Raw genomic sequence first — 23,905 nt, forward strand, 5'->3', positions numbered from 1 at the left:
CCTCCCCCCTGCGCGATGATCGAAGCTCCTTCCACGTCCGGCGTGGGCATGAAAGGAGCTTCGATCACATGCTAGGCCCTGTGCCGCAACAGCGTCACGGACCCGCGCGGTTGCTTAAGTTCGCTTACTTTCCGGCGGTGTGACGCGGCCGTAGTCACTTTCCCGCGGTGAACCGCGGGAATGCCGCAGCGCCGGCGTAGCGGGCCGCGTCGGCCAGCTCCTCCTCGATACGCAGCAGCTGGTTGTACTTGGCGACGCGGTCCGAGCGGGCCGGCGCGCCGGTCTTGATCTGGCCGCAGCCCATCGCGACGGCGAGGTCGGCGATGGTGGTGTCCTCGGTCTCGCCCGAGCGGTGGCTCATCATGGTGCGGAAGCCGTTGCGGTGCGCCAGCTCGACGGCGTCGAACGTCTCGGTCAGCGAGCCGATCTGGTTCACCTTGACCAGCACCGCGTTGGCCGCGCTCTCGGCGATGCCGCGGGCGATGCGGGTCGGGTTGGTGACGAACAGGTCGTCACCGACGATCTGGATCTTGCCGCCGAGCTGGGCGGTCATCGCGCTCCAGCCGGCCCAGTCGTCCTCGGCCAGCGGGTCCTCGATCGACACGATCGGGTACGACTCGGCCAGCTTGGCGTAGTACGCGATCATCTCCTCGCGCGACTTCGCGACACCCTCGAAGGTGTACACGTCGTTGTCGAAGAACTCGGTCGCGGCCACGTCCAGCGCCAGCACGATGTCGCTGCCCAGGGTGTAGCCGGCGGCCTGCACGGCCTCCGCGATCAGGTCCAGCGCCGCGGCGTTGGTCGGCAGGTTCGGCGCGAAGCCGCCCTCGTCGCCCAGGCCGGTGGACAGGCCCTTCTTCTTCAGCACGCTCTTGAGCGCGTGGTACACCTCGGCCCCGGAACGCAGCGCCTCGCGGAAGTTCGGCGCGCCGATCGGCGCGATCATGAACTCCTGGATGTCCACGTTGGAGTCGGCGTGCGCGCCGCCGTTCATGATGTTCATCATCGGCACCGGCAGCAGGTGCGCGTTCGGGCCGCCCAGGTAGCGGAACAGGCTCAGCTCCGCGCTCTTCGCGGCGGCCTTCGCGATCGCGAGCGAGACGCCCAGGATCGCGTTCGCGCCCAGCACGGACTTGTCCGGGGTGCCGTCCAGCTCCAGCATCTTGGCGTCGATGAGGCGCTGCTCGCTGGCCTCGTACCCGATCAGCTGGTCGATGATCTGGTCTTCGATGTTGGCGACGGCCTTCTCGACGCCCTTGCCCAGGTAGCGGCTCTTGTCGCCGTCACGCAGCTCCAGCGCCTCGTAGGCGCCGGTGGAGGCGCCGGAGGGCACCGCGGCGCGGGCGATGGTGCCGTCGTCGAGACCGACCTCGACCTCGACGGTCGGATTGCCGCGGGAGTCGAGGATCTCCCGGGCTACGAAGCCTTCAATGGTGGCCACGTGTGCTCCCTCGTTCATGTGCGCTCACTGGCGTGGTCGTCGGCAATGACATCCCCTGGCCGGAGCGGCCGGTGCGTACCCTGGCAGCCTATCGAGCCGTCACGGCGCCGGGCTCTTCGGCCGGTGGTCCACCACCCGCGCTCCCTCGGGCAGCGCGAAGACCTCCGCCGGGGGCGACGTGGAGACCCGGGTCAGCGCCTGGTCGATGACCACCCCGCCGACCACGCCCGCGAAGCTGGCCAGCACCCCGGCGGCGGTCACGCAGACGGTGAACCCGCCCGCCTCGGCGTCGGTCAGCCCGGACACCTCCAGGCAGGTCGCCTGCTGGCCGGCCAGGGTGACGTCGTGCGCCTCCACGTCGGCCTGGGACTGCAGCTGTGCGGCCTGCAGCAGGTCGGCGACGATCGGCGCGGTGACCAGCCCGTGCCGGGTCACCTCGCTGTAACCGGTGAGCGCGGCCGGCCCGGGGGCGGGCAGCGCGCGGATCTGGCAGCGCGCCGGGCGCACCGCGGTCACGCAGGACGTCTGCCCGTTCGGGTCGACCAGCAGGCGGCCGCCCGGGTAGGCGTACACCTCCCGCGCGGGCTTGGTCTGCTGCGAGATCTCGCCGCGCACGCCGCCGGCCAGCAGATACTCCGCGTGGTACGGGCGCTGCGAGGCGCGCTGCAGCTGCGCCGCCAGGTCGCCGAGCAGCCGGGCGCGGTCGGGCGCGACGCCGTCGTCGGTGATGGCCTGGCAGCCGGTGAGCGCGAGCAGCGCCCCCAGCAGGGACGCGATGGCCGCACGCCGAAATACGGAGAGTCGCGGGGTACGCGGCATGCCGACCGTATTTCGCATGGGCGACAGCCTCCCCCATCGCCCCGCCGCCGCGCAAACCCTCACAGACCGAGAAGAGTGCGCAGGTGGCGAGGGGCGGGCGAGCCGTACGACAGCATGCGATCGTGCCATTCACGCGCCGTGACACCGGCCGGTCGTAGCCTCGCGATCTCGGCGACCTCCGCCCAGCCCACGAAGTACGTCGACAGCTGTGTCGAGGACAGCAGCGAGCGCCGCCACTTGCCGGCCGCCTCGCCCTCCTCCTGGAAGCCGCGGTCCAGCATGAGCGCCATGCCGTCGGCCTCACTGAGGTCCTCGCAGTGCACGAGCTGGTCGAGGATGGCGTTGATGCTCGACCGCAGCTGCATCTTCAGCTGGGTGGCGCGCACCGGCAGGCCGCCGAAGCCGCGTTCGACCATCGCCTGCTCCGCGTAGACGGCCCAGCCCTCGATGAACGTGCCGGAGCGGCCCAGCGCCCGCACCCGGGTGCTGCCCCGGTAGCGGCGGGCGTGCGCCAGCTGCAGGAAGTGCCCCGGCATGGCCTCGTGCACGGTCAGGTTGCGGATGGCGTGGTCGTTGTACTCGCGGTAGAACGACTCGACCCGCTGCGCGGGCCAGCCCGCCGGGGTCGGCGCGATGCAGTAGAACGTGGGCACCACCGCCGTCTCCAGCGCGCCCGGCGGGTCGCAGTAGGCCACCGCCACGCCCCGGGAGAACTCGGGCATCTCCTCGATGACCAGCGGGTCGTCGATGAGGGTGATGAGGTCGTGCTCGCGTACGAACGCGGTGGTCTCCTCGACCGCGTGGTAGGCCAGCCCGACGATCGAGTCGTTGTCCGGGTGCTCGGCGGCGATCAGGTCCAGGGCCCGGCGCACCGTCTCGTCGTCGGCCTTGCCGCCGACCAGCTCGACGGCGACCTCACGCAGCTCGGCGGTGACCCGCTCCACGTTGTCCTGCGCCCGCTTGAGCACCTCCGCGGCGCCCAGCTCGGTGTCCAGGGTGTGCCACAGCTTGGCCTCCCAGAGCCGGCGGCCCAGCCGCGGGTCCCGGCCCTCGCCGCGCTCGGCCTGCGTGGCGCACCAGGCGGCGAAGTCGTCCAGCGCCAGCACCGCCTCCGCAGCGACGAGCTGCATCTGCTCGGCCAGTCCCGGCTCCTGCAGCAGCAGCCGCGGCAGCTCCTCGCGCACCAGCGCGGCGGTGCCGGCGAACTGGCCGGCCGCCGTCTCCAGGTGGATCCGGGGCGCGTCGCGCAGCACCGTACGCGCCGTGGCCAGCGCGTCGGGCACCTGGAGCAGCCGGCCCGCGAGCGCGTGCAGGCGCTGCTCCACCGGCGCGAACGGGCGGGCCATCAGCGCGTGCAGCAGCGCGCCCGGGTTGTGCCGCAGCGGGTTCCACTGGTGCGAGCGCACCTCGGTCAGCTCGAACAGCTGCCGGTCCACCAGCGAGCTGAGGATGGCGTGGTCGACCCGCTCCTCGTCGTCGAGTGAGTCCGCGTCCACCTGCGACAGCGCGTCGGCCGCGTCACGCAGCATGCCGATGTCGGCGGTGGTGCCGTCGGGCGACAGGTCCGGCAGGCGGTCGTCGAAGCGGTGGTCACCGGCCGAGGCGGCCAGCTCGGGCGACGACTCCAGCAGGGCGTCGGCGATGTGCTCCGCCAGCGGTGCGAACTCCAGCGTCATCGCCTCAACGTACCCGCCGCCCCCGCGACCGCTCGACTTGCCAGGCACCTGTGCGTATCTCGACCGCCCATTCGCCCACTTGCCGGGCAAGTCGGACGATCAAGGGGTCAGGGGGTGACCGCGTCGGCGTAGTGGTGCAGTTCCTCGCGGAGGGCGGCTTCGGCGTCGGCGTCCTCGCCGGCGGCGGCGACCAGGGCGAGCAGGCGGCCGCCGAGGGTGTCGGACGGCGCGGGTTCGGGCAGGCCGTGGCGGCGGGCCCGGGAGAGCAGCTTGGCGGCCAGCGTCAGCGAGGGCAGTGACCAGGTCACCCCGTCAAGCGGGGCACGCTTGCCGCCCTTCTCCTCGGCCTTGACGCGCTCCCAGGTGGCGATGATCTCCTCGATGTCCTCGGCCGGGGTGTCCGCGAACACGTGCGGATTGCGGCGGATCATCTTGGCCACGAAGTCACCGGCCACGTCGTCGACGTTCCAGCGCTCGTCCTCGGGCAGCTCCTGGGCGAGCTGGGCATGGAACAGCACCTGCAGCAGCACGTCGCCCATCTCGTCGCGCACCGCCGCGTGGTCCCCGGCGACGATCGCGTCGTAGGCCTCGTACGCCTCTTCCAGCAGGTATTTCGCCAGGGTGCGGTGGGTCTGTTCGCGCCGCCACGGGTCGCTGCTCTGCAGCCGGTCGGTGACCGCCACCGCGTCGAGCAGACGCGCGCCGGGCGGGTCCCAGGAGCCGTACATCAGCTCCAGCTCGGCGAGGCCGGGTTCGCGGGCCAGCCGCAGGCCGAGTTCGCGGGCGAGGAACTCGTCGCCGCCCGGCCCGGCCAGCCACACGGCCACCGGCTGCGCAGCGTCGAGCAGCGTCGCCGCGGTCGCGTCCGGCACCACGCTCACCGCCGCACCCGCGGCGCGCAGGGCGGCCGTGTGCTCGTTCTCTGCACCGGTCAGCACCGGAAACGCCCGCACCACGTCCCACGCGGCCGCGGTGAGCAGCCCCGCGGGCATCCGCGGGGACGTGACGAGCAGGATGATCCGGCGGTCCGCCGTCACTGCTGGGGCTGGGGCTGGGCTGCCGTGTCCGCCGGGACCACCGCGTCCTCGACCGCGTCGGCCGGCTGGCCGAGGCCGAGGCTGAGCGCCGGGCCCTGGTTGAAGCTCAGCACGGCGAAGTTCATCGGGCGGTAGCGCGGGTTGACCGAGACGTTCATGGCCTCCGCGGTGTCCTTCAGCACGTTGCGCTTGGCCAGCGCGTCGCCCAGCTCACCGCTCTGGGCCAGCTGCGGGGCGACCTTGTCGAAGCTGTTCGCCGGGTCGGTGGCGTTGATCGCGCCCACCGCCACGCCGTTGTCGTAGACCTCGCGCAGCTCCGCCGGGGTCGGCTGGACGCCCTTGACCGGCAGGTTCTCGCGGCAGTTCTGCAGGCTCTGCTGCACACCGGCCAGCGCGGGCTGCCCCGGCTGGGTCTGCACGGGCGGCAGGGTCGCCTTCAGATCGGCGGCGGCGCGCTTGCAGACCTCGTCGAGCACCAGCATCTGCACGACCTGGTAGCGGTCGGGCACGGCCTGCGGATCGATGTTCGGGATCTTCTTGACCTCATCGATCAGCTGCGTCACCTGCTCCTCGGTGAACGTGGTGTTCCCCACGTACGCGGCGACGCTCGGATTCGACCGGCAGGCGGTCAGGGCCAGCAGGGCGACGGCGATGCCGGCCGCGGCGGTCAGACGGCGCACGGAATCCTCCAGTGACAGGCGCTTACGCCGCCACTCTCTCACGAACGGCGACTCCGGGAGATCTCAGGGTGGATTCAGGTGTTCGGAGGGCGCGTAGACCCCCTCCGACACGGCAGAATTCCGGCCGTGACGACGCAGACGCTTCCTCGTACCACCTCGGGCTGGGTGGGCCTGGCCCGCAGCGGGCCCGACGCAGGCCAGGGCCCCGCGGTGGTCGCCGCCGTCTACCGGCTCTGGCTGGTCGCCTTCGCGCTGAAGATGCTGGGCTCGACCTGGGACATGTCGTGGCACTTCAAGTGGCTGCGCGACGACGCGGCCCCGCCGCACCTGCTGAACACCGCGGGCACGGTCGTCGTGGTGGCCCTGGTGCTGTTCCAGGCCTACCACAACGTGGGCGTCGACAAGATCGCGAAGCGCCTGATGGTCGGCGGCACGGCGACGTTCCTGATCGCCATCCCGATCGACATCCTGAACCACCGGATCAACGGCCTGGACATCACCGCCTGGAGCCCCAGCCACGCCCTGCTGTACATCGGCACCGCGTTCATGCTGCTCGGCGTCGCCCGCGGCTACTGGATCTCCACCCCGCCGAGCCGCACCCGCACCGTGATCAGCGCCTTCATCTGGGGCTTCTTCCTGGAGAACGTCCTGTTCCCCAGCCAGCACCAGGAGTACGGCGTGCTCTCCCTGGAGAGCTGGAAGGCGGGCGCGCCCACCGCCGAGCCGATCCTGCTGCAGTTCGCCGCCGACCAGATCGGCCGCCCGGTCGACGAGATCGCGGTCACGGGCTTCGCGCTCCCGGTCGACTCCTGGGTCTACCCGGTCTGGATCACCGGCGCGGCCCTGCTGACGCTGGTCGCCGCCCGCGCGCTCGTCGGCGCGCGTTTCACCGCCACCGCCATCGCCGGCTCGTACGTGGCATACCGCCTGGTCGTCTGGGGGCTGCTGGCCGGCACGGGCTTCCCGAAGTCCATCCCGCCGCTGCTGCTGCTGGCCGGCGCGATCGCGATCGACATCGTCTTCCTCGCCTTCACCGCCTCGCGGGGCCGGAAGTCGCTGATCCCGCAGCAGGCCGGCCCGGAGCGCGTCGCCGTCGCGAAGGGCTCGTCCGGGCTCGGCATCGCCCTGGTCGCCGCAGTCTTCGGCGCGGCCGTCGCCACCGCGGCCACCGCGGGCGCGACCTGGCTGCAGGACTTCTTCATCGGCGCCCCGCCGATCGACTACCCCGCCTTCGGCTACGGCTTCGCCGTCCTCGCCCTCGGCTGGGCCGCCATCGCCGTCGTCACGAACCGCCGGCGGGCCTGACCCGCCCATCGCACACCCGAAGGGGTGGCCCGGACAGTGTCCGGGCCACCCCTTCGGCGTCCCGGGCCCGCGCGGCGGTGCTTGATCGCTCGACTTGCCTGGCACCTGGGCGAAAGCGTGCTCAAGATACGCACATCTGCCCGGCAAGTCGGATGATCAAGGGGCGGAGGCGGTCAGGCGAGCCAGTCGTGTTCCATGCGGACGCGGGCTTCGAGTTCGAGGAGGTGGCGTTTGGCGGGCAGGCCGCCGCCGAAGCCGACGAGCTTGCCGCCCGCGCCGACCACCCGGTGGCACGGGACCACCACGGCGACCGGGTTGCGGTTGCAGGCCACGCCGACCGCGCGGGCCGCGTCGGGCTCGCCGACCGCCCGCGCCACCTGGCCGTACGTGTGCGTCTCGCCGTACGGGATGCGGGACAGCTCGGCCCAGACCGCCCGTTCGAAGTCACTGCCCCGGCGGACCGACACGGGCAGCGTGAACTCCACCAGCTCCCCCGCGAAGTACGCGCGCAGCTGCTCGGCGATGTCGTCGAGCAGCGGGTCCACGTCCTGGGCGACCTCCAGCGCGCCGAACTGCACCGAGCACAGCCCGATGTCGTCGATCGCGCAGCTCAGCGGCCCGATGGGCGTGTCGACGACCGTCCACCGACGGGTCACGGCGTCTCCTCGCTCCGCTTGTCGACACCGTGCGTCCTGGGCTCCGTGACTCGCTCGCTGCGCTCGCTCATCAGCCCAGCACGTCCTTCAGGAGCTGGGCGCACCAGTCCAGCAGCGCCTGGTCGCGCAGCGGCTCGCCGCCGACCCGGCGGTTCATCGGCGTGGGCACGCTGACCTGCGAGTTCGCCGTCTTGTAGACCGAGTCGGGGTGGTAGCGCTTGAGCCGAAGCTGCTTGGAGTCGGCCAGTTCCAGCGGGCCGAACCGCACGTGCTTGCCCTGCAGCGAGATCTCGGTGAGGCCGTACGCCCGCGCGGTCATCCGCAGTTTGGCGACCGCGACCAGGTTGGCCACCGGGGCGGGCGGCTCGCCGTAGCGGTCGGTCAGCTCGGCGACGACCTCCTGCAGCGCCGCCTCGTCGCGGGCCGAGGCGAGCTTGCGGTAGATCTCCAGGCGCAGCCGCTCGGAGTCGATGTAGTCGTGCGGCAGGTGCGCGTCGATCGGCAGGTCGATCTTGACCTCGGCGGCCTCCTCCTGCGCCGCGCCGCCGCCCTTGAACTGCTGCACCGCCTCGCCGACCATACGCACGTACAGGTCGAAGCCGACGCCCTCGATGTGCCCGGACTGCTCGCCGCCGAGCAGGTTGCCCGCGCCGCGGATCTCCAGGTCCTTCATCGCCACGTACATGCCCGCGCCCAGCTCGGTGTGCTGGGCGATGGTGGCCAGCCGCTCGTGCGCCTGCTCGGTCAGCGGCTTCTCCGGCGGGTAGAGGAAGTACGCGTACGCGCGCTCGCGGCCCCGGCCGACCCGGCCCCGGATCTGGTGCAGCTGGGCCAGGCCGAGCAGGTCGGCCCGCTCCAGGATGAGCGTGTTCGCGTTCGGGATGTCGATGCCGGACTCGATGATGGTGGTGGCGACCAGGACGTCGTACTCCTTCTCCCAGAAGCCGACCATCACCTTCTCCAGGGCGTCCTCGCCCATCTGCCCGTGCGCGGCGACGACCCGCGCCTCGGGCACCAGCTCCCGGAGGCGGCGCACCGCCTTGTCGATGGTCTCGACCCGGTTGTGCAGGTAGAACACCTGGCCGTCGCGCAGCAGCTCGCGGTGGATCGCCGCGGCGACCTGCTTGTCGTCGTACGCCCCGACGTAGGTGAGCACCGGGTGGCGCTCCTCCGGCGGCGTGGTGATCTGGGACATCTCCCGGATGCCGGTGATCGACATCTCCAGGGTGCGCGGGATCGGCGTCGCGGACATGGTCAGCATGTCCACGTTGGTGCGCATCTCCTTGAGGCGCTCCTTGTGCTCGACACCGAAGCGCTGCTCCTCGTCGACGATGACCAGGCCGAGCCGGTTGAACCGGGTGCTCTTCTGGATCAGCCGGTGGGTGCCGATGATGATGTCGGCGCGGCCCTCGGCGGCCATGTTCAGCGTCTCCTCGGCCTCCTTCGGGGTCGCGAAGCGCGACAGCTGCCGCAGCACCACCGGGAACTGCGCCATCCGGTCGGAGAACGTGTTGTAGTGCTGCTGCGCCAGCAGCGTCGTCGGCACCAGCACGGCGACCTGCTTGCCGTCCTGCACCGCCTTGAACGCCGCCCGCACCGCGATCTCGGTCTTGCCGTAGCCGACGTCGCCGCAGATCAGCCGGTCCATCGGGGCCGACTTCTCCATGTCTGCCTTGACCTCCTCGATGGCCGAGAGCTGGTCGGGCGTCTCCTGGTAGGGGAAGGCGTCCTCCAGTTCGCGCTGCCAGGGGGTGTCCGGGCCGAAGGCGTGGCCGGGCGCGGCCTGCCGGGCGGCGTAGAGCTGGATGAGCTGCGCGGCGATCTCGCGCACGGCCTTGCGGGCGCGCGCCTTGGCCTTCTGCCAGTCCGCGCCGCCCATCTTGTGCAGCGTGGGCTGCTCCCCGCCGACGTAGCGGGAGAGCTGGTCGAGGGCGTCGGTGGGCACGAACAGGCGGTCGCCGGGCTGGTTGCGCTTGCTGGCGGCGTACTCGATGACCAGGTACTCGCGGTCCGCGCCGTTGACCTTGCGCTGGACCAGCTCGACGTACTTGCCGATGCCGTGCTGCTCGTGCACCACGAAGTCGCCCGCGCGCAGTTCCAGCGGGTCGATGGTGTTGCGCCGCCGGGACGGCATGCGCCCCAGCTCGCGGGTGCCCGTGCCGCGCCCGCCGGAGATCTCCGCCCCGGTCAGCACGGCGAGCTTCGCGGCCTCGTCGACCAGGCCGAGCCGCAGCCGCCCGCAGCTCACCACGACCTGCCCCGGGTCCGGCAGGTCGGCGATCTGTTCGACCAGCACCGCGCCGACGCCCGCGTCGCGCAGCACCTCGACCGAGCGCTGCGCCGGGCCGTGGCCCTCGAAGACCAGCGCCACCCGCCAGCCGTCGGCCAGCCAGCCCTTCACGTCGGCGATCACCTTCGCGGTGTCGCCGTGGTACACCGTCGGCTGGGTCGCCGACCAGGTCAGCACGGCTCCGGTGTCCGGCGCGACCTCGACCTCGGGGGTGTCCAGCCACGGCTCGTCGGCCGCCTTCTCCGTGGCGACCAGGCCGAACGGCGATGTCGTCCACCAGGGCAGGTCCAGCATGGCGGCGTGTCCGCGTACCTCGGCGAGGGTCTTGAAGGCGGCGGCGCCCAGGTCGATCGGGGCCTTGCCCCCGACGGCCGCCGCGGCCCAGCTCGCCTCCAGGAACTCCTCGGAGGTGCGGACCAGGTCGTGGGCCCGGGTGCGGATGCGCTCAGGGTCGGCCAGCAGCACCAGGGTGTCTCCGGGCACGCAGTCCAGCAGCAGCTGCATCGAGTCCCGGCCGTGGTGCAGCGCCGGGGACAGCGACTCCATGCCCTCGACCGGGATGCCCTCGGCGAGCTTGGTCAGCATCTCCTCCAGCGCCGGATGGTCGGCGGCGAGCTGTGCCGCGCGCTCCCGCACGTCCGGGGTGAGCAGCAGCTCCCGGCACGGCGGGGCCCACAGCCGGTCGACCTTGGCGATGGTGCGCTGGTCGGCGACGGCGAAGGTGCGGATGTCCTCCACCTCGTCGCCCCAGAACTCGACCCGGGACGGGTGCTCGTCGGTGGGCGGGAAGATGTCGAGGATGCCGCCGCGCACCGCGAACTCGCCGCGTTTGGTGACGAGATCCACCCGGGCGTACGCGAGATCGTGCAGCGTGTGCGTCAGCTCGTCCAGCGGCGCGACCGTGCCCTGGCCCAGGTCGATCGGCTCCAGGTCGCCGAGCCCCTTGAGCTGGGGCTGCAGCATGCTGCGCACCGGCGCGACGAGCACCCGCAGCGGACGGCCCTCGGGGTGGGCGAGTTGCCGCAGCACGGCCAGCCGCCGCCCGACGGTGTCCGAGCGCGGCGACAACCGCTCGTGCGGCAGGGTCTCCCAGGCCGGGTACACCGCCACCGTGGCCGGGTCGAGGAACTCACCCAGCGCCTCGGCCAGGTCCTCGGCCTCGCGGCTGGTCGCGGTCACCACCAGCACGGGGCGATGCTTGGCGGCGCTCGCCACCAGGAACGGCCGGGCCGACGCCGGGGCGGTCAGGTCGAGCTGTGGTTCGGTGCGGGCCAGGTCGGTGGCTCGGGCCAGCGCGGGATCGGCCGTTGCCGCTTGGAGGAGTCCGGTGAGGTTCACGGGTAAGCGCCTTCCCGCCCGGTGCGCACGGGCCATGGGCAAGCCACGGCGAAAGCCCCGCAACCAGGCAGGTACGGGGTTTCGTCGTCGAGCCTACTCCTGCCCGCCGACCGGTTTACGCCCCTGACGCGCGGGCAACCCGGCCCGACCCCTCCTTGATCGTCGAACTTGCCTGGCACCTGTGTGAATCTTGGGACGGTATTCGCCCAGGTGCCAGGCAAGTCGATCGATCTTGTGGCGGCCGCGTGCGACAGGCGAGGGGCGTGGGCGTCAGCCGCAGTACTTGTCGAGCTTCTCGCCGGCGGCGGTGACAGTGGCGCCGTCGGTGATCTTGTCGGCGTCGTCCAGCTTCTTGATCTTCTCGACCTCGGCCTTGAGCGCGTCGGCGAAGCCCTTGATGTCAGCCTTGAACTGCGGGTCCTCCGCCTTGGCCGCCTCGGCCTCGATGCCGGCCGCCCAGTTGGTGAAGACGTCCTTCATCACCGCGATCGAGGCCTTCTCGATCGCGGCCTGGGTCTTCTTGTCCTTGAGCGCCACGGCCAGCGCGTCGGTGGTCTCCTTCTCCAGCGTCTTGCCGGAGAGCACCTCCTCCAGCGAGGTGCAGACGGTCTTGGTGTTGGCCGAGTAGTCGGGGGCCGCGGCCTCCGGCTCCGCCTCGGTGCCGCAGGCGGTGGTGGCGAGCAGCACGCCGCCCAGGAAGACGGCCGCGAGCGCACGACGCATGAGGGTTCCTCTTTCTTGCACGGGGAAATCGCCCTACGAACCGTCTGCGCAGGTGGCGACCGGTCGGGGCGGTTGACGACGACGATCGTGCGGCATCGCGCTGCCGGACCGCCGCGCACCCACTGCCATACGCTGCGGAAACGCTGCCGTACACTTCCCGACCTGCGGAAATGTCCGCTCACCTGCTCGCCCGGCCGGTCATGTAGACGGCATCTACGTAGATCGCATCTACATAACGTGCTTATGGATGTTTCCGGCTTGCACCGGTTTCGGCGCGCCCCTATCGTCTGATCCGATGACTCACGATCTTGCATATCGACCCGTCGCGCTGGTCACCGGCGTCGGGCGGACCGCCAACATCGGCGCGGCGGTGGCCCGGCGGCTGGTGGCCGACGGGTACCGCGTCATGATCACCGGCCACCCGGCGTACGACGCCGAGCAGGGGCTGCGGGGCGGCGATCCGGCCGCGCTGGCCGCCGAACTCGGCGCGCACTGGCAGCCGTTCGACCTGACCGCCCCGGGCGGGCCGGAGGCGCTGGTCGCGGCGGCCGTCGAGCGGTTCGGCGGACTCGACACCCTGGTGTCCTGCCACACGTACTCGACGTCCACGCCACTGGGCGAGCTGGCGGCCGCCGAGATCGACCGGCACCTGACCGTCAACGTGCGGGCCAACATGCTGCTGGTCCAGGCGTACGCCGCCGCGCACGACGACGCCCGGCCGGGCCGGATCGTGCTGTTCACCTCCGGGCAGCGGCTCGGGCCGATGACCGGCGAGCTGGCGTACGCCGCGAGCAAGGCCGCGATCGAATATCTGACCCGGGACTTCTCGGTCCTGCTCGCCGGGCGCGGCGTCACCGTGAACGCGGTCAACCCGGGCCCGAACGACACCGGCTGGGCCGACCCGGAGACCCACGCCTGGGTCCGCGACCGCTTCCCGACGAAGCGCTGGGGCACCCCCGCCGACACCGCGAAACTCGTCGGCTGGCTGTGCTCCCCGGAGGCCGAGTGGATCACCGGCCAGATCGTCGACTCCGCCGGCGGCTGGGGCGTGCACGTCGCCTGAGCCGCCCGCGCGTCCCGCCCAGCGGACACGCCGGGCGTCCTTGATCGTTCGACTTGCCAGGCACCTGGGCGGATGAGCCGTCAAGATACGCACAGGTGCCGGGCAAGTCGGGTGATCTTGTGGGTGGGGCGGAGATGATCGCGAATGGTGGGATGGCCCGCGTCACAGCGCCGCTTCCGGCACTCGGGCAGTAGCATCCACCGCAGGACAGCGCCGTCCTTCGTACCCACGGAAGGAACAGCGCGGTGAGCGAGCTGACCTATCACCCGGACGTCGACGGCGATCCGGACGGCGCGGACGCGGCGCTGCGGGCCGACATCCGCCGCCTCGGCGGCCTGCTCGGCCAGACCCTGGCCCGCCAGGAGGGCCGCGGCCTGCTCGACCTGGTCGAAGAGGTACGCGCGTTGGTACGCAGCGACGCCGACACCGCCGCCGTGAAGCTCGGCGGCCTCGACGTCTCGACGGCGACCCTGCTGGCCCGAGCCTTCTCCACGTACTTCCACCTGGCGAACATCACCGAGCAGGTGCACCGGGCCCGGGAGCTGCGCCGCCGCCGCGCCGTGCACGGCGGCTGGCTGGACTCCACCGCCAAGCTGATCGCCGAGCGCAACGTGCCCGCCAGCGAGATCGCGGCGGCCGCCCGGCGGCTGGCGATCCGGCCGGTGTTCACCGCGCACCCGACCGAGGCGGCCCGCCGCTCGATCCTGACCAAGCTGCGCGGCGTCGCCGACCAGCTCGACGGCGAGTTCGCCGCGGCCGCCCTGTACGGCGAGACCGCGCTCAACGACCGCCGCCTGTCGGAGCTGCTGGACCTCCTGTGGCAGACCGACGAGCTGCGCCTGGACCGGCCGGACCCGACCGACGAGGCCCGCAACGCCGTCTACTACCTGCGCGACCTCTACGACGACGCCGCGCCGCAGGTGCTCGACGACCTCGCCGAGACCCTCAAGCGCCTCGGGGTGGACACCGCCCCGACCACCCGCCCGCTGACGTTCGGCACCTGGATCGGCGGCGACCGCGACGGCAACCCGTACGTCACCCCGGCGGTCACCCGCGACGTGCTGCTGCTGCAGCACGAGCACGGCATCCGCGCGGTCGAGCACGCCCTCGAAGAACTGATCAACGAGGTGTCGGTGTCGCGCCGGCTGCGCGGGGTGTCCCTGGACCTGTCCGCCAGCCTGGCCAAGGACCTGGACGCGCTGGCCGAGGTCGACGAGCGCTTCCGCCGCGTCAACGCCGAGGAGCCGTACCGGCTCAAGGCCCGCTGCATCCGGGCGAAGCTCGCCAACACCCGGACCCGGCTGGCCCGCGGCACCGAGCACGTGCCCGGCCGCGACTACCGGGGCACCCGCGACCTGGTCGCCGACCTGGAGCTGATGCGCGCCTCGCTGGCCCGCAACGCCGGGCAGCTCACCGCGGTGGGCCGGCTCGCCTCGGTGATCCGCACGGTGAGCGCGTTCGGCCTGCACCTGGCGACGATGGACGTGCGCGAGCACGCCGACGCGCACCACGCGGTGCTGGCGCAGCTCTACACGCAGGTCGGCGAGGTCACCAACTACGCCTCGCTGAGCCGCACGGAGCGCATCGCGCTGCTGGCCAAGGAGCTGACCGGGCGGCGGCCGCTGTCGAGCGTGGACAGCCCGCTGACCGACTCGGCCCGCAAGACCTACGACGTGTTCGGCACGATCCGCACCGCGCAGGAGCGCTTCGGTGAGGACGTCGTCGAGTCGTACATCATCTCGATGACGCGAGGGGTGGACGACGTGCTCGCGGCGGCCGTGCTGGCCCGGGAAGCCGGCCTGGTGGACCCGCACGCGCCGCGGGCCTCGATCGGGTTCGTGCCGCTGCTGGAGACGGTCGCCGAGCTGCGGGCCGGTGGCGAGATCCTCGACCAGCTGCTCAGCCTGGCACCGTACCGGGCGCTGGTGCGGGCGCGGGGCGACGTGCAGGAGGTGATGCTGGGCTACTCCGACTCCAACAAGGAGGCCGGCATCACGACCAGCCAGTGGGCCATCCACAAGGCGCAGCGCTCGCTGCGCGACATCGCCGCCAAGCACGGCGTGCGGCTGCGGCTGTTCCACGGCCGGGGCGGCACGGTCGGCCGCGGCGGCGGCCCCACCCACGAGGCGATCCTGGCCCAGCCGTACGGCACGCTCGACGGCGCGATCAAGGTCACCGAGCAGGGTGAGGTCATCTCCGACAAGTACACGCTGCCCGCGCTGGCCCGGGAGAACCTGGAGCTGACCGTGGCCGCGGTGCTGCAGGCGACGCTGCTGCACACCACCCCGCGCCAGCCCGACGAGGCGCTGGCCAAGTGGGACAGCTCGATGACCGTGGTCTCCGACGCGGCCTTCGTGAAGTATCGCGAGCTCGTGGAGAACCCGCAGCTGCCCGAGTACTTCTGGGCGGCGACGCCGACCGAGCTGCTGGGCGCGCTGAACATCGGCTCCCGCCCGGCCAAGCGGCCCGACTCCGGCGCGGGCCTGGGCGGCCTGCGCGCCATTCCGTGGGTGTTCGGCTGGACCCAGTCCCGCCAGATCGTGCCGGGCTGGTTCGGCGTCGGCACCGGCCTGCGCGCCGCCCGCGAGGCTGGTCTGGCCGACGACCTGCGGGAGATGTTCGAGCGCTGGCACTTCTTCGGGACATTCCTGTCCAACGTGGAGATGATGCTGGCCAAGACCGACCTCACCATCGCCCGCGGCTACGTGCAGACCCTGGTCCCCGGACCGCTGCTGCCCATCTTCGACAGCATCGAGGAGGAGTACGAGCGCAGCGTCGCCGAGGTGCTCGCGATCACCGGTGAGTCGGCTCTGCTGGAGTCGCAGCCGGTGCTGCGGCGTACGCTCGGGGTGCGCGACACCTACCTGGAGCCGCTGCACCACCTGCAGGTGGCGCTGCTGCGCCAGTACCGGGACGCCGGGCTGGCCGGCCGGGCGGTGGCCACCGCACCGGGCAGCCGCCGCGCGCCGACCACCGACCCGACCCTGGAGCGGGCACTGCTCACGACCGTGAACGGCATCGCCGCCGGGATGCGCAACACAGGCTGAACGGACCGAATGTTTCGGCGAAGTCACGCCTACCGGACATATCGGTGGGCGTTACTTCGCCGAAACCGCGGCACGATCTCATCATGGACGTGATGCACTCGACCGGGGTGCGCACTGCTGCCACACTTGTCACCTGCGGAACACGGTGAGTCGCTTGACGCGCCGCGACAGCGGCGGTCAGCCGGCAGAGGTCATGGGCAACAGTGGAGCGTCGCCGTGCGATGCCGGCGCTGGGGAGGCAGGAGCAGACGTGAGCGAGCGGAGCGAACGGGTGATCGGCGACGAGGCGCTGCGCGGCGCCCCTACGTGGACCCCCAACCCGACCGAGCTGTCCGACCTCGAACTGCTGCTGGCCGGGGCATACGCGCCGCTCGGCGGTTTCCTCGGCCGCGACGACCTGCGCTCGGTGGCCGCCACCTCCCGGCTCGTCGACGGACGCCCCTGGCCGCTGCAGGTCAAACTGGAGGTGCCGGCCGGGATGCTGGACGGCATCGAGGTCGCCGACGCCCCGCCGCTGGTGCTGACCGACGCCGAGGGCGCTCCCGTCGCCCGGCTCGACGTCGCCGAGGTGTGGCCGACCCGCGAGGGCTGGTGCGGCGTCGCCGGGCCGGTCACCCGGTACGGCGACGGCGGGCGGGCCCCGTTCGACCGGCTGCGGGTGCCCACCGACCACGTCCGGGCGCAGCTGACCGCGCAGCGGGTGCTCGGCTACTTCGCCGACCGGCCGCTGCACCGCCCGCAGCTGGCCCAGCTCAACCACGCCGCCCGCCAGCTCAACGCGCAGCTCGTCGTGCTGGTGCCGGTCGGCGCGCCCGGCCCCGACGGCTTGACCTCCGAGTCGCTGGTGCGCTGCGTGCTGGCCGCGCGGGACCGGATGAACGAACCCGTGATCGTCGCGATCCCGCTGGCGAGCCGCGGCAACGAGGTCACCGACGCCCTGATCCGGGCCCGGGTCGCCGCCGCGTACGGCGCCACGCACCTGCTCGGCACGGCCACCACCATGTCCGGCGGCGGCCCGCGCGTGCTGATCCCGCGCGAGCTGGTCTACGACAGCCGGGACGGCCAGTGGCGCGACCGCGACGAGGTGCCCGAGCGCTTCGAACGCATCGCGCTCACCGACGAGGAGATCGCCGGGCTGCTCGACGACGGCCTGCCGCTGCCGGAGTGGCACACGCCCCCGGCGGTGGCCCGGGAGCTGTCCAAGGCCCGCCCGCCCCGCCGCCAGCGCGGCGTGGTCCTGTTCTTCACCGGCTTCAGCGGCTCCGGCAAGTCCACGGTGGCCCGCGGCGTCGCCGACGCGCTGCTGGAGACCGGCGAGCGCAGCCTGACCGTGCTCGACGGCGACGTGGTGCGCCGCGAGCTGAGCGCCGGGCTCGGTTTCAGCAAGGCCGACCGCGACCTCAACATCCGCCGCATCGGCTGGGTCGCCGCTGAGACGGCCCGGCACGGCGGCATGGCCATCTGCTGCCCGATCGCGCCGTACGCCAGCGCCCGCGCCAACGCCCGCGCCATGGCCACCGCCGCCGGAGCCGACTTCGTGCTGGTGCACGTGGCGACCCCGATCGAGGTCTGCGAGCAGCGCGACCGCAAGGGTCTCTACGCCCGCGCCCGCGCCGGGCAGATCACCGGGATGACCGGCATCGACGACCCGTACGAGGTGCCGACCGACGCCGAGCTGGTGCTCGACACCTCGGAGGGCACCATCGACGACGCCGTGGACACCGTGCTGGTGTTCCTGGGCGAAGAGGGCTGGATCAACCCCCGCAGCTGAACAGCACGGCGGCCCGCCACCAGGGCGGGCCGCCGTTTCGGGCTCAGTAGGCCGGGCCGGTCACGATGTCGAAGGCCGGATGCTTGCTGAACTGCTGGAACGAGGACAGCCCCGACGAGGTCATGTCGATCATCGAGCTGCGGCCCTCCTCGGCGCTCGGCGACTCGAAGTAGACCAGCGCCTTCAGCCGCGGGAACAGCTCCAGCTGCAGCCGGGCCGAGTCGAAGAACCTGGCCTGGTGCTGCGGGTTGTTGCGGGAGTGCCACACGCCCCACTCGCCCAGCATCAGCGGCTTGTCCGGGAAGGACGTCGCGGCCCAGTTGTAGAAGCCCGGCCAGTCCTTGCGGCTGCCCGACTTGCGGTTCATCATCTCCGCGAAGTCGCCGTAGCCGTAGCCCGGGTCGCTGTAGGCGTAGGTGTCCCAGGCGACCCAGTCCACCACGTCGTCGCCGGGGTACAGGTCCTCGAACCAGTCCTTGACGTTCCACGGCACGAAAGCCATGTAGCACATCACCGAGACCAGGTTGGTCACCCCGCGGGCGCGCAGCCCGGTGACCACGTGCCGGTACGCCGCGGCGTAGTCCTTCGCGGTCATGCCGCTGCCCGGCCGCGAGATGACGTCGTTCTCCGGCTCGTGGTTCATCGTGAAGAAGAACTGGTCGCGCAGCGAGCCGCGGATGTGCACGGCCAGCCGGTCCAGGTAGGCCTCGGTGCGGGCGTCACCGCGGGCGATGCCGGCCCAGCTGACGCCCTGCGGCTTCCAGTTGAGGAACAGCACCCGCTTGTGCAGCGGATCCTTGGTGATGGACAGCTCCTCCGCGGTGGGGAACAGCGAGGTGCCCCGGTGGTACGCGTGGTAGACGACCTGCTGGCGGTTGGTGCGCCGCTCGAACTCGTACAGCGCCTGGATGCGGTTCTGCGAGGTGTGCGCGCCCGGCGCGACGCCCCAGAGGGCTCCGCAGGTCGGCACCAGCGCCTGCCCGATCACGCACTCCACCGGCAGGTTCGGGTCGGTGGACGGCGACGGCGACGCGGGTGGCACGGTCGGGCCGGCCGACGGCGGTGCGCTCGGGTCCGTGCCCGGCGGCGTGCTGGGATCGGTCCCCGGCGGGGTGCTCGGGTCGACGACCGGCGGGACGCTCGGGTCGGTGCCGGGCGGCGTGCTCGGGTCGGTAGCCGGTGGCGTGCTCGGCTCGGTCGCGGGCGGCTCGGTCGGGTCGATGACCGGCGGCATGCTCGGTTCGGTGACCGGCGGGTCGGTCGGCTCGACCGGCGGGACGCCGGGGCTGGGCTCCGGGCCGGGTTCGGCGCCCGGATCGGGCTGCCCGGGTCCCGGGTCAGGACCTGGCGCGGGACCGGGTTCCGTGCCGGGATCGGGGCTCGGCTGCGTGCCGGGGTCCGGGCCCGCGGTGGGCTCGGTGCCAGGCTGTGGGCCCGCACTCGGCTCGGTGCCGGGGTCCGGCCCTGCGCTCGGCTCGGTGCCAGGCCCAGGTTCCGTGCCGGGGCCAGGTTCGGTGCCCGGGTCGCCGGGCTGGGTGCCCGGGTCGGGGGCGGGCTGCTGACCCGGGTCGGTGCTCGGGTCCGGTTCGGCACTCGGCTCGGGGCCGGGGCCGGGATCGGTGCCCGGACCGGGATCGGTCCCGGGTTCGGGGTCGGGAGCGGTCGACGGGTCGGGGTCGCCGGGCTGGCCCGGGGTGGTCGGCTCGTCGCTCGGGGCGGCCGGGCTCGGCTCGGGCTCGTAGACCGGGTCGGTCGCGAAGGTGCCGCTCGGGACCGGGCTGGGGTCGGTGGCCGGGTCGGCCGGAGTGGACGGGTCCGGTGCGGCGGACGGCAGGGCCGTCGCGCTCGGGTCGAACGTCGTGCCCGGCCACGGCGTCACGGTCGGCTCGGGCGTGCCCGTCCCGGACGGGCTCGGCGCCGTCGTGGGCTGGTCGGCCGGTGGCGGCAGGGTCGGCGCGGCCGGCTCGTTCCACTCGAAGGTGATGGTCGGCGGGCCGGTCGTGGTGCTGTCCACCCCGGCTTCGCCCGCCACGAACTGGGCGACTTCGGTGCTGCTGGGTGCGGTGATCGCGAAGGCGTACCGGCCGGAGCGGCGGACGACGCGGGTCACGTCGAAGGCGACCGCCCGGTCGAAGCGGCCCGGTGCGACGCTGCCCACCACGCTGCCCAGCCGGGGCGCGGTCTCGGCGGTGAGGGTGCCCTCCCGCCAGCGGGTGTCGGGAACGGTGGTCAGCTCCACCAACTTGGGCAGCGGGCCGCTGTGCCGGCCGAGCCACAGCCACACCTTCTTCGGCTGGCGGCCGGCCGGCAGCTCGACGTCGAACTTGAGGTAGCTGACCGCCGCGCCACCGCCCACCCCGCCCGCGGTGAGGTACAGCCGGCTGCCGGCGGTGACGCCGGGCTCGGTGCTCATCGTGTACGAGTCCTCGGACACGGTGACCCGTGTCGGCGGCGCGGACAGCCGTCCCGCCACCAGGCCGAGCAGCACCGCCGAGGCCAGCGTGGACATGGTGACGGTGACCGCGATGCCGAAACGCGTCCTGCTCATCAGGTCGCCCCTTCCCCCGAAAGCGGGCACTCAGATTTCTGTCCGATTCTGCGTACCCTCTGGGGCATCATAACCGTTGTGTCTTGTTTGCGAGCTTTTCGCCGAAGAACGCGCTAACTGGCACTTGGCACCACACAGTGCCTCCCACCAGCACTAACGGTCATTGCACATGTATCGGCCGATATGCCTAGTTACGTCGTTACCGCCGGACCGTTGACCTCACCGGACGCAACAACGCCGGAGAAGGGCCACACGCCGTGGACGCGACATACGCCGGGCCTCCCCCCTCGTCGTACGACATGAGCGACTACCTGGGTTTGATCGCCCGTCACTGGTGGATCGCCGTGCTGCTGACCCTGGCCGGCACCGCCGGCGGTGCGGCGTACAACGAATCACTGCCACGCGAGTACGTCTCCACGGCGTCCGTGCTGGTGCGACCGGCCGGGCTGGACGCGAACGTGGCCGGCGGCCGCACCCGCGACGAGATCAACCTGGACACCGAGGCGCAGCTCATGCGCTCGACCGCCGTGGTCGCCGGGGCGGCCAAGGTGCTCCAGCGCGAGGACGTGGACGTGCTCGCGGGCGCGGTCTCGGTCGAGGTGCCGCCGAACACCGCGGTCCTCCAGATCAACTACGCGGCGTCGGTGCCCGAGGAGGCGCAGGCCGGAGCCAAGGCGTTCGCGCAGTCCTACCTGGCCAACCGGGAGGGCAACGCGAAGGCGGAGCTGGAGCGCCAGGCCGCCGCGCTGCGCGACAAGATCAAGGACCTCACCGAGGACCTCACGAAGATCAACGGCAAGCTCTCCGACGCCAACCCGAAGAGCTCGAACTACGCCACCCTGGACAGCCAGCGCGACACCACGGTGACCCAGATCAACCAGCTCAACAACAAGGTGAACCAGCTGGCCACCGAGACGGTCAGCGCCGGCACGGTCATCCGTGAGGCCCGCGTGCCCGGCCGCCCGGTGAAGCCGACCGCGGCGGTCAACTATGCCGCGGGCGCGCTGCTCGGGCTGCTGGCCGGGCTCGGCGTCGCGGCCCTGCGCGAGCGCCTGGACAAGCGCGTACGCGCCGGGCGCGACCTGGTCCGCAGCGGCGTGGCGGTGCTCGGCGCAGTGCCCGGCAAGGGAACCGGCTGCACGGAGGTCTTCACCCCGTTCAGCCCCGGCGGGCGGGCCTTCAACCGACTGCGCAACGAGGTCGTCGCCGCGTTCCGCCCCGGCGAGCAGGTCGTCGTGGTCACCGGGGCGAGCCGCGGCCCGGCCGCCACGCTGGTCGCCGCCAACCTGGCCGCCGCGCTGTCGCGTACCGGCGCCGAGGTGGTGCTCATCGGCGCGCAGCTGCCCGACTCGCTGACCGAGGCCGCGCCGCTGGCCCGGCTCGTCGGCGTCGCACCGACCCCGGGACTGTCCGAGGTGCTCGCCGGCCGGGTCAGCCTGGCCGAGGCGACGCAGCGCGCGGCGCGTACCCCCTCGTTGCATGTCATCACCACCGGCGGCACCGCCACCGCGGCAGGCATGCTGCAGTCGCACGCGCTGCGCGACATCATCGCCACGCTGCGCGCCCACGCCGACTACCTGGTGGTCGAGGCCCCCTCGACGTCGGCCAGCGCCGACGCGCAGAGCCTGGCCAGCCTGGCCGACGCCGCGATCCTCGCGGTGGAGACCCGGCGCACCAGCCGCCCCGAGGTCGCCGACGCCGCCGAGCAGCTGCGCCGGGTCGGCACACCCCTGCTGGGCGGCGTGATGATGCCGCGGCTGCCGCACCGGGCCCGCCGCACCCCGTCCACCGCCGACGAGCAGGCCACGCCCGCCGAGCCGACCGGGCGTCCGCTGCTCAGCGAGGACGAGGAGCCGGTCGAAGTGGCCGCCAACGGCCACAAGCCGCACGCCGACGAGCAGACGATCATGCTGGCCCCGCTGGACGCCTCGGCCCTGACCGAGCTGGACGAGGCACATCGGCAATGATCGACATGCGGAGCCCGCTCCGCGGCCTTAATCGGTCACCCATCCTCCGCTGCGCTCCGGATGTACACCGAGCGGCCGCTCCGACGGGCTCCTGGGCCCTCCGGGCCGGTGCCCCGGACGGGGTCGCCGCGCCGACCACCGCACCGGCCCGCCCCAGCCTGCTGTTCGGACCGGCCTGGCCGCTGACCGCGCTGCTCGCCCTGTACCCGCTGTGGTGGGCGCTCGGCCTGGGCGTGCTGATCTTCCCGATCATGGCCGTGCCGATGGCCTGGCAGCTCTACCGGCGGCACGCGTCGGGGCTGCCGGTGCGGCTGCCACCCGCGTTCTGGCTGTGGCTGGCGTTCTGCGCGGTGACCGTGGTCGGCTTCGGCGTGCTCGACGTGGACCCGGCGGGCACCGTCGGGGCCACCTTCGGCGAGAGGATCACCGCCCCGGTCTACAAGCTGATCCAGCACCTGGCCCTGACGGTGCTGCTGGTGTACGCCGGCAACCTGTCGGCGGCCGTGCTGCCGCAGCGGCGGCTGGTGAACCTGCTGGCCTGGATGTTCGCGGTGACCGTGGCCGGCGGGCTGCTCGGCACGTTCGCCGGGCACTTCGAGTTCACCTCGCCGGTGGAGCTGCTGCTGCCCGACGGGGTGCGCGGCAAGGGCTTCGTGAAGTCGCTGGTCCACCCGTACGCCGCACAGATCATGGACCTGGTCGGCGACCCGCTGCCGCGCCCCGCCGCGCCCTGGGGTTACACCAACACCTGGGGCAACAACTTCTGCCTGCTGGTGGTGTGGTTCGTGGCGGCGGTGTTCGCCTACCCGAGCCGCCCCCGCACCCGGCTGCTGGCCGTCGGCGTGCTCGCCGTGTCGGTCATCCCCGTCGTGCACTCGCTCAACCGCGGGCTGTGGATCGGCCTGGGCGCGACGGCGGTCTTCATCGCGGTGCGCCAGGCGCTGGCGGGACGGCTGCGAGCACTGGTCGCCCTCGGCGTGGTGCTGGCCGGGCTGGCCGTCGCGCTGGCCACCACCCCGCTCGGCGGGGTGATCGAGCGCCGCCTCGACAACGGCAAGTCCAACGGGGTGCGCATGTTCCTCACCGAGCGGGCCGTGTCGGGCGTGGCCGAGTCACCGGTGCTCGGCTTCGGCTCGACCCGCAGCACCCAGGGCGGCCGGCAGTCGATCGCGGTCGGCGAGTCGGCGGCGTGCGAGCGCTGCGGCAACTTCACCGTCGGCGGCAACGGCCAGCTGTGGCAGCTGCTGTACGCGCACGGCCTGGCCGGCACCCTGACCTACTTCGGCTTCTTCGGCCTCGCGCTGTGGCGGTTCCGCCGGGACCGCTCCGCGCTCGGGCTGGCCGCCTCGGCCGCGATCGCGGGCTCGTTCATCGCCGCGCTCTGGTACAACTCGCTCGTCACGCCGCTGGCCTTCACGTTCCTCGGATATGTGGTGCTGTGGCGCAACTCCCGCTTCCAGATCGCGCCCAGCTCCGTTGAGTCCGTGGGACATAACGGACACCAGCGGAGGAGCTGACGTGACAAGCAGCGAGCGTTCAACCCG

General features: G+C 72.3%; 15 protein-coding genes. 6 read left to right on the plus strand and 9 right to left on the minus strand.

Translation table 11 applies throughout. The annotated features are described in order from the left end of the window. Positions 1-154: 154 nt before the first annotated feature. From eno to AB0B35_RS39030, 5 genes are all read right to left on the minus strand, one after another. Complete coding sequence (gene eno / locus AB0B35_RS39010) at positions 155-1,441, minus strand: phosphopyruvate hydratase (protein ID WP_361056041.1); 1,287 nt, start codon at positions 1,439-1,441, stop codon at positions 155-157. Positions 1,442-1,540: 99 nt separating this feature from the next. After that, the gene (locus AB0B35_RS39015; RefSeq protein WP_361056044.1) at positions 1,541-2,278 is read right to left on the minus strand and encodes a hypothetical protein; all 738 of its coding nucleotides are present in this window, start codon (positions 2,276-2,278) and stop codon (positions 1,541-1,543) included. A gap of 41 nt (positions 2,279-2,319) precedes the next feature. Continuing rightward, on the minus strand, positions 2,320-3,936 hold the full coding sequence (locus tag AB0B35_RS39020; RefSeq protein ID WP_361056047.1) for a DUF885 domain-containing protein: 1,617 nt from the start codon (positions 3,934-3,936) through the stop codon (positions 2,320-2,322). Positions 3,937-4,043: 107 nt separating this feature from the next. Next, positions 4,044-4,973 carry a MazG family protein gene (locus AB0B35_RS39025; protein WP_361056050.1) on the minus strand — a complete coding sequence of 310 codons (930 nt, stop codon included), beginning with the start codon at positions 4,971-4,973 and terminating at the stop codon, positions 4,044-4,046. Next, on the minus strand, positions 4,970-5,653 hold the full coding sequence (locus AB0B35_RS39030) for a hypothetical protein (RefSeq protein WP_361056053.1): 684 nt from the start codon (positions 5,651-5,653) through the stop codon (positions 4,970-4,972). The genes AB0B35_RS39025 and AB0B35_RS39030 overlap by 4 nt, the downstream gene beginning before the upstream one ends. A 126-nt stretch (positions 5,654-5,779) precedes the next feature. On the opposite strand from AB0B35_RS39030, the gene AB0B35_RS39035 reads away from it, so the two are divergent. Further along, complete coding sequence (locus AB0B35_RS39035) at positions 5,780-6,958, plus strand: hypothetical protein (RefSeq protein ID WP_361056056.1); 1,179 nt, start codon at positions 5,780-5,782, stop codon at positions 6,956-6,958. A gap of 173 nt (positions 6,959-7,131) precedes the next feature. Here AB0B35_RS39035 and AB0B35_RS39040 read toward each other — a convergent pair whose 3' ends face one another. The 3 genes from AB0B35_RS39040 to AB0B35_RS39050 all read right to left on the minus strand — a co-directional run bounded on the left by AB0B35_RS39040 (position 7,132) and on the right by AB0B35_RS39050 (position 11,965). Further along, the gene (locus tag AB0B35_RS39040) at positions 7,132-7,614 is read right to left on the minus strand and encodes a methylated-DNA--[protein]-cysteine S-methyltransferase (protein ID WP_361056059.1); all 483 of its coding nucleotides are present in this window, start codon (positions 7,612-7,614) and stop codon (positions 7,132-7,134) included. A gap of 70 nt (positions 7,615-7,684) precedes the next feature. Further along, positions 7,685-11,278: a transcription-repair coupling factor gene (gene mfd / locus AB0B35_RS39045; protein ID WP_361056062.1), complete on the minus strand. Its 3,594-nt coding sequence runs from the start codon at positions 11,276-11,278 to the stop codon at positions 7,685-7,687. 234 nt (positions 11,279-11,512) lie between these two features. Continuing rightward, positions 11,513-11,965 (minus strand): hypothetical protein, encoded by a 453-nt coding sequence (locus AB0B35_RS39050; RefSeq protein ID WP_361056065.1) that lies wholly within the window; start codon positions 11,963-11,965, stop codon positions 11,513-11,515. A 295-nt stretch (positions 11,966-12,260) separates the two neighbouring features. Between AB0B35_RS39050 and AB0B35_RS39055 the strand changes: the two genes are divergently transcribed. The 3 genes from AB0B35_RS39055 to cysC all read left to right on the plus strand — a co-directional run bounded on the left by AB0B35_RS39055 (position 12,261) and on the right by cysC (position 17,846). Next, positions 12,261-13,028, plus strand: coding sequence for an SDR family oxidoreductase (locus AB0B35_RS39055; protein WP_361056068.1), 768 nt, complete (start codon positions 12,261-12,263; stop codon positions 13,026-13,028). 245 nt (positions 13,029-13,273) lie between these two features. Continuing rightward, the gene (gene ppc, locus AB0B35_RS39060; protein WP_360521937.1) at positions 13,274-16,075 is read left to right on the plus strand and encodes a phosphoenolpyruvate carboxylase; all 2,802 of its coding nucleotides are present in this window, start codon (positions 13,274-13,276) and stop codon (positions 16,073-16,075) included. A 250-nt stretch (positions 16,076-16,325) separates the two neighbouring features. Next, on the plus strand, positions 16,326-17,846 hold the full coding sequence (cysC, locus tag AB0B35_RS39065; RefSeq protein WP_361056071.1) for an adenylyl-sulfate kinase: 1,521 nt from the start codon (positions 16,326-16,328) through the stop codon (positions 17,844-17,846). Between the two features lie 43 nt (positions 17,847-17,889). Here the strand turns inward: cysC and AB0B35_RS39070 are convergent, their stop codons facing one another. Then, entirely contained in the window at positions 17,890-20,394 is a 2,505-nt protein-coding gene (locus AB0B35_RS39070; RefSeq protein WP_361056073.1) for a hypothetical protein, read from the minus strand. Between the two features lie 299 nt (positions 20,395-20,693). Here AB0B35_RS39070 and AB0B35_RS39075 point away from each other — a divergent pair, with 299 nt between their 5' ends. Then, complete coding sequence (locus AB0B35_RS39075; RefSeq protein ID WP_361056076.1) at positions 20,694-22,361, plus strand: lipopolysaccharide biosynthesis protein; 1,668 nt, start codon at positions 20,694-20,696, stop codon at positions 22,359-22,361. 5 nt (positions 22,362-22,366) lie between these two features. Continuing rightward, the gene (locus AB0B35_RS39080; RefSeq protein WP_361056079.1) at positions 22,367-23,878 is read left to right on the plus strand and encodes a hypothetical protein; all 1,512 of its coding nucleotides are present in this window, start codon (positions 22,367-22,369) and stop codon (positions 23,876-23,878) included. Positions 23,879-23,905: the final 27 nt, after the last annotated feature.

This window comes from Catellatospora sp. NPDC049133 (assembly GCF_040648455.1).
GTDB lineage: Bacteria > Actinomycetota > Actinomycetes > Mycobacteriales > Micromonosporaceae > Catellatospora > Catellatospora aurea.

Excerpts from the sequence above, each read along its gene's own strand:
- AB0B35_RS39015 (WP_361056044.1), bottom strand. The coding sequence starts at position 2,278 with ATGCGAAATACGGTCGGCATGCCGCGTACCCCGCGACTCTCCGTATTT.
- AB0B35_RS39020 (WP_361056047.1), bottom strand. The coding sequence starts at position 3,936 with ATGACGCTGGAGTTCGCACCGCTGGCGGAGCACATCGCCGACGCCCTG.
- mfd (WP_361056062.1), bottom strand. The coding sequence starts at position 11,278 with ATGGCCCGTGCGCACCGGGCGGGAAGGCGCTTACCCGTGAACCTCACC.
- AB0B35_RS39050 (WP_361056065.1), bottom strand. The coding sequence starts at position 11,965 with ATGCGTCGTGCGCTCGCGGCCGTCTTCCTGGGCGGCGTGCTGCTCGCC.
- AB0B35_RS39055 (WP_361056068.1), top strand. The coding sequence starts at position 12,261 with ATGACTCACGATCTTGCATATCGACCCGTCGCGCTGGTCACCGGCGTC.
- AB0B35_RS39070 (WP_361056073.1), bottom strand. The coding sequence starts at position 20,394 with ATGAGCAGGACGCGTTTCGGCATCGCGGTCACCGTCACCATGTCCACG.
- AB0B35_RS39075 (WP_361056076.1), top strand. The coding sequence starts at position 20,694 with ATGAGCGACTACCTGGGTTTGATCGCCCGTCACTGGTGGATCGCCGTG.
- AB0B35_RS39080 (WP_361056079.1), top strand. The coding sequence starts at position 22,367 with ATGCGGAGCCCGCTCCGCGGCCTTAATCGGTCACCCATCCTCCGCTGC.